The following is a 5968-nucleotide window of genomic DNA, read 5'->3' as shown; positions in this document are numbered from 1 at the left end:
GGGGGACACGTGGGGGGACCCGTGGCCAGGGGCGCCGGGCATGCGCCGATCCCGGTGGATCGGGATGTTCCCGGGCTCATCGTCAAGTTCGGTGACTATCCGCTGCACCACGGCGGCGTCGGGGCGATCCGCAGCCTGGGACGGCTCGGCGTGCCCATGTACGCGATCACCGAGGACCGTTACACGCCGGCCGCCCTCTCGCGGTACCTGCGGCGGGCGTTCGTATGGCCCACCACCGGGACCGAGGAGCCCGAGCTGCTGGTGGAGGGGCTGCTCAGGATCGGGCGGGAGATCGGGCGGCCGAGTGTGCTCGTGCCGACCGACGAGGAGGCCGCGGTGCTCATCGCCGAGCATCAGGACGCGCTGGGCGCGGTGTTCCTCTTCCCGCGCGTCGACGCCAAGCTGCCGCGCCGCCTCGCCAGCAAGCAGGGGCTGCACGAGCTGTGCGTCGAGCACGGCGTCGCCAGCCCCACCGCCGCCTTTCCGCAGTCGTACGACGAGGTCGAGCGGTTCGCGGGACGGGCCCGCTTCCCGGTGGTGGCCAAGAACCGGGAGGCGTTCGAGCGGCGCCGGCAGCCCGCCGTCAACGGGACGACCCGGATCGAGAGCCCGGAGGCGCTGCTGCGGCTCGCCCGCGGATGGGGGGAGCGGCCCGGGGTGATCCTCCAGGAGTACCTGCCCCGGGAGGACGCCGAGGACTGGATCGTGCACGCCTACTTCGACGCGGAGTCCACGCCGCTCGCCCTGTTCACCGGGGTGAAGGTGCGCTCGTGGCCGCCGCACGCGGGGATGACGGCGAACGCGTACATCGTCGACAACCCGGAACTGGCGGACATCGCGGCCCGGTTCATCAAGCAGATCGGCTTCAGCGGCGTCATCGACCTGGATCTGCGCTTCGACCGGCGGGACGGGCAGTACAAGCTGCTCGACTTCAATCCGCGGATGGGCGCGCAGTTCCGGATCTTCGAGAACGAGGCGGGCATCGACGTCGTGCGCGCCATGCACCTGGATCTGACCGGACGCCCGGTGCCGGAGGGGGAACAGCTCGCCGGGCGGCGGTACATCGTGGAGAACATCGACCTGCCGGCCCTGCTCGCCTACCGGCGCAGCGGGTACACCACACCGCACGCGCCCGCCCGCGCGAACGGTACGGAGCTGGCGTGGCTCGCGGGTGACGACCCGCTGCCGTTCCTCACGATGCTCGCGCGCTTCGTGCGACCGGGCGCCAAGCACCTCTATCAACTGTGGCGGGCCACCCGGTCCGGCCGGACGGGCGCTCCCGGCCGGTCGAAACGGTCCCGCCGGTCGCGCCAAGGAGGCCGGGGCGGGCGGATCGGGCGGGGCGACCGCTTCGGGCTCCACGGCTAGGCAGCACACGAAGTAGGCACATCGCGTCCTGGGGAGGGACTTCGTGATTCAACCGGTAGCAGTCATCGGCGCCGGACCGTTCGGTCTGTCCACCGCCGCCCATCTGCGGGCGCACGGCATTCCGGTCCGCGTCTTCGGCGAACCCATGGTCAGCTGGCGGGACAGCATGCCCGCCGGGATGCTCCTGAAGTCGACACCGGCCGCGTCCAGCATCGACGCCCCGCAGCGCGGCAACACCCTGGGCGACTACTGCGACGCGGCGGGCATCCGCCGGCTGGTGACGGACGAGGACATCATCCCCGTGGAGACCTTCATCGCCTACGGCGAGTGGTTCCAGCAGCGGCTCGTGCCCGAGCTGGAGCGGGTGCGCGTCGTCTCCGTGGACCGCGGCAGGGGCGGCTGCTTCGAACTGAAGCTGGACTCGGGGGAGTCGTTCACCGCGCGGGCCGTCGTCGTGGCCAGCGGACTGTTCGGGCTCGCGCATATGCCGCCCGAGCTGGCGGGGGCGGCCGGCGACGGGCCCGCACCGAGCGGGCCGGTCTCCCACAGCTCCCAGCACCACGACCTCGGACGGTTCGCCGGCAAGGAACTGATCGTCGTCGGGGCGGGGCAGTCCGCGCTGGAGACGGCCGTCCTGGCCGCCGAGGCGGGAGCCCGGGTACGGGTGGTCGCGCGCGGCCGGGGCGCGGTGGCGTTCGGGGCGCCGCCGTGGAAGCAGCCGCGGCTGCGGCCGGTGTCACCGTTCGGGCGGGCCTGGTCGCTGTGGGCGCTCAGCTACTACCCGCACCCCTACCGGTATCTGCCCGCCGAGGCCCGGCACCACCTGGTCCGCCGGGTGCTCGGGCCGCTCGGGGCGTGGTGGCTGCGCGAGCGCTTCGAGGGGCACGTCGAGGTACGGGAGGTCGACCGGGTGGTGCGCGGCGGCATCATCGACGGGGGGCCACGGCTCGTGGTGCGGGGGCACGACGGGCGTACGGAGGAGATGGCGGCCGACCATGTCATCGCGGCGACCGGGTACCGGGTGGACCTCGGGGCGATGGGCTTCCTCGGCCACGAGCTGCGGACGGAGCTGGAGGTGAGCCGGGGGACGCCGGTGCTGGGGGCGGGCTTCCGGTCGTCGATCCCCGGGCTGTACTTCACGGGGCTGCCCGCGGCGGCCTCGTACGGGCCGGTGATGCGGTTCGTGTGCGGCACGGAGTTCGCCTCACCCCGGCTGGCCCGGCACCTCGCGGGCGCACACGGCTAGGGGGGCCTCGGGGCACGTGGAGTCCCGGCGATGAACGTGGGTTCGGGCAAAGGGAGTTGACGTCGGCTGCTTCCGGGCGAACCGATGGGGGTCGGCATCCGTATTCTCTGATCATGGCCGCACCCACCGCATATTCACTCATCGCCACTGACCTGGACGGAACGCTCCTGCGCAGTGACGACACGCTCTCCGACCGGTCCCTCGCCGCCTTGGCGCAGGCCACGGAGGCCGGTGCTCAGCACCTCGTGGTGACAGGACGGCCGGCGCCGAGAGTGCGCCCCCTCTTCGACGACCTCGGCAGCAGGGGGCTCGCGGTGTGCGGGCAGGGCGCGCAGTTGTACGACCCCGGCGCGGACCGGCTGCTCTGGTCGGTCACCCTCGACCGGGAACTCGCCGAGACCGCGCTCGGCAAGATCGAGGCGGAGGTCGGCCAGGTGTACGCGGCCGTCGACCAGGACGGCGTCGACGGCCTCACCCTGATCGAGCCCGGCTACCTCATGCCGCACCCCACGCTGCCCGCCCTGCGCGTACCGCGCCGGGACGACCTGTGGTGCGAGCCCATCAGCAAGGTGCTGCTGCGCCACCCCTATCTCTCGGACGACGAGTTGGCCTCGGCGGCGCGCATGGCGGTCGGTTCGCTGGCGACGGTCACCATGTCGGGCCCCGGCACCGTCGAACTCCAGCCGTGCGGCATCACCAAGGCCACCGGTCTCGCCCTGGCCGCCGAGCACCTCGGCCTCACCCCGGGCCAGACCATCGCCTTCGGGGACATGCCCAACGACATCCCGATGTTCGACTGGGCCGCGCACGGGGTCGCCATGGCCAACGCCCACCCCGAACTCAAGGCCGTCGCCGACGAGGTGACCCTGTCGAACGAGGACGACGGGATCGCGGTGGTGCTGGAGAGGCTGTTCGCCTGAACGCCCGCTCCCCCCGGGGCGGTGACCCGGGGGGAGCGGACCGGCCCGAGGGCCGGGCGGGATCAGTACGCGCCGAAGACGTTGTCGATCGAGCCGTACCTCGCGGCGGCGTAGTTGCACGCCGCCGTGATGTTCGCGACCGGGTCGAACGGGTCGAAGGCGGTGCCGGGCACGTGGTACGCGGCGAAGGTCGGGTCGATGACCTGGAGCAGGCCCTTCGACGGGGTGCCCGCGGCGGCGTTGGAGTCCCAGTTGTTGATGGCCTGGGGGTTGCCCGAGGACTCCCGCATGATGTTGCGGTAGATGCCGTCGTACGAGCCGGGGATCCCGTTCCGCGCCATGACGTCCAGCGACTCCCGGATCCAGCCGTCGAGGTTGTTCGGGTACGTCGTGGCGGCCGCCGGGGTGGCCTGGGCCACCGTGCCGGCCGGCTTGCTCGTGACCGCCGGCTTCTTCTTCGTCGCCGCCGTCTTCGTCGCCATGAGCTTCAGCTTCAGGCCCGGGTGGATCAGCCGCGGGTTGTCGCCGACGGTCTTGCGGTTGTCCTTGTAGAGCCGCTGCCAGCCACCGCTGACACCGTGCTTCCGCGCGATCGAGGACAGCGTGTCCCCGGAGGCGACGGTGTAGGTGACGGACTTCGGCTGGACGACGGCCGGCGCGGTCCGCGCGGCCGACTGCACGGAGGCGGCGGCCTGGGTCGGCTGGGCGGCGCTCGCGGTGCCGACCGCGGTGAGCGGCAGCACGAGGGCGGCGCCGCCCGTGCCGGCGGCGACGATGCCACGAGTGAAGGGGTTGGTTCTGGGACGGCGGTGCTTGCCTCGTCCGGGCATGGCGGATTCCTCTCCGGCGCCTGCGAGGTGAGCTGTCGGGTTCGGGCGGGAGGCGCCCGGCCGCACTCGGCCGCCCGGCGTGCGCCGTGCGTGCGGCGCGCGTCGGTGGTCCGTGTGTGGCTTCACCCCGAGCCGGTCCGGTGGGGAAGGCCGGACCGGCGGCTTACCTGGTTCCCCCGCTCCTGCCGTGCGTGGTCGAGTGGTCGGGTGGGGAGTCCGGGCGGCGGCAGGATTCGGCGGTCCGTCCGGACGGGGTGTGAACGTATGCGAGAGCACACGAAGGGAACAAGCCCCGAATCCGGATATGGGCGTAGTTGACCTTGAGTTTGCCCGAAATGGGCGTCGGGTTCGCGCGCTTTGCGCACCTCAACTTGCCTACTGCAAAGGGGAAGCGGGGCGGGTGTGGTGAGGTGCGGCACTCGACGCGCGTGACCCAACTCACGGGAGAAGTGGGGTGAAGTGCGGGTAACGCGCAAAACGGTCAACTCGGGTTGCCTGAAAGGCCGGTTTGGGGTGATGTGGGGGTGGGTCGAGAGTGGTGCACAGGGGCGGATTTCGGTCATCACGGACAGTGCGATCGCGGGCGTCGCTGGATATGTGGACATATCTCCTGATCAGGAATATTTCGGGCGTCCATCCGTGTTGTCCAAGTCGAACCCGTGGGCGCTCGTGGTGATCGAAAGGTGACCGGATACGCTGACTCGGGTGATGGCAGCGACAGATCGACAAACTGTGTCATCGACCGTGAGACCGACCTAGACCGACCGTGTGATCGTCAGCAGACGTCAGCAGACAGGAGAACCCTCGTGACCGTCGTCGAGCCGTTCGGGCTGAGCGCGCGGGACCAGGCTCTCGAAGCCGATGTCCAGGCCGGACTGGCTGCCGTCGAGGAGGGTCTGCTCGAGGCCACCAAGAGCGAGGTCCCCTTCATCCAGGAGGCCGCCCAGCATCTGCTGCGCGCGGGTGGGAAGCGGTTCCGCCCGCTGCTCGTGATGCTCGCGGCCCAGTTCGGCGACCCGTACGCGCCCGGGGTGGTCCCCTCGGCCGTGGTGGTCGAGCTGACGCATCTCGCCACGCTGTACCACGACGACGTCATGGACGAGGCCGAGGTCCGCCGGGGAGTGCCCAGCGCCAACGCGCGGTGGGGCAACTCCCTGGCCGTCCTGACCGGCGACTTCCTCTTCGCCCGCGCCTCCCACGTCCTCGCCGACCTCGGCCCCGACGCCGTCCGCATCCAGGCCGAGGCCTTCGAGCGGCTGGTCACCGGACAGATCCTGGAGACCGCGGGCCCCCGCGACGGCCGCGACCCCATCGACCACTACCTCGACGTGCTCGGCGGCAAGACCGGCTCGCTGGTCGCCGTCGCCGGACGGCTCGGCGCGCTGATGGCCGGCGCCGACGAGACCGTGGTCGACATCCTCACCCAGTACGGGGAGCGCCTCGGGGTCGCCTTCCAGCTCGCCGACGATGTCCTCGACATCGCCTCCGACTCGCACGAGTCCGGCAAGACCCCCGGTACGGATCTCCGCGAGGGCGTGCCCACCATGCCGGTGCTGCGGCTCCGCGAGCGGGCGGGCCGGCTCGGCGAGCCCGACGACCTCGCC

General features: G+C 71.6%; 5 protein-coding genes. 4 read left to right on the top strand and 1 reads right to left on the bottom strand.

The window, feature by feature from the left end; all coding sequences use genetic code 11:
• Window positions 1–9 precede the first annotated feature (9 nt).
• The 3 genes from AOK23_RS21805 to AOK23_RS21795 all read left to right on the top strand — a co-directional run bounded on the left by AOK23_RS21805 (window position 10) and on the right by AOK23_RS21795 (window position 3534).
• Complete coding sequence (locus AOK23_RS21805) at window positions 10–1368, top strand: carboxylate--amine ligase (RefSeq protein WP_240496491.1); 1359 nt, start codon at window positions 10–12, stop codon at window positions 1366–1368.
• A gap of 43 nt (window positions 1369–1411) precedes the next feature.
• Window positions 1412–2614, top strand: a complete 1203-nt coding sequence (locus tag AOK23_RS21800; protein ID WP_055714370.1) for an FAD-dependent oxidoreductase — start codon at window positions 1412–1414, stop codon at window positions 2612–2614.
• A gap of 113 nt (window positions 2615–2727) precedes the next feature.
• Window positions 2728–3534, top strand: coding sequence for a Cof-type HAD-IIB family hydrolase (locus AOK23_RS21795; RefSeq protein WP_055714369.1), 807 nt, complete (start codon window positions 2728–2730; stop codon window positions 3532–3534).
• A 62-nt stretch (window positions 3535–3596) separates the two neighbouring features.
• Here AOK23_RS21795 and AOK23_RS21790 read toward each other — a convergent pair whose 3' ends face one another.
• Entirely contained in the window at window positions 3597–4364 is a 768-nt protein-coding gene (locus AOK23_RS21790; RefSeq protein ID WP_055714368.1) for a LysM peptidoglycan-binding domain-containing protein, read from the bottom strand.
• A gap of 806 nt (window positions 4365–5170) precedes the next feature.
• Between AOK23_RS21790 and AOK23_RS21785 the strand changes: the two genes are divergently transcribed.
• Window positions 5171–5968, top strand: a 798-nt coding sequence (locus tag AOK23_RS21785; protein WP_240496490.1) for a polyprenyl synthetase family protein, incomplete at its 3' end; no start/stop codon positions are given.

The organism is Streptomyces torulosus, assembly GCF_001419765.1.
In the GTDB taxonomy this organism is placed as follows: Bacteria; Actinomycetota; Actinomycetes; order Streptomycetales; family Streptomycetaceae; genus Streptomyces; species Streptomyces torulosus.
This window is presented reverse-complemented; position numbering and strand designations above follow the sequence as displayed.

Excerpts from the sequence above, each read along its gene's own strand:
- AOK23_RS21795 (WP_055714369.1), top strand. The coding sequence starts at position 2,728 with ATGGCCGCACCCACCGCATATTCACTCATCGCCACTGACCTGGACGGA.
- AOK23_RS21790 (WP_055714368.1), bottom strand. The coding sequence starts at position 4,364 with ATGCCCGGACGAGGCAAGCACCGCCGTCCCAGAACCAACCCCTTCACT.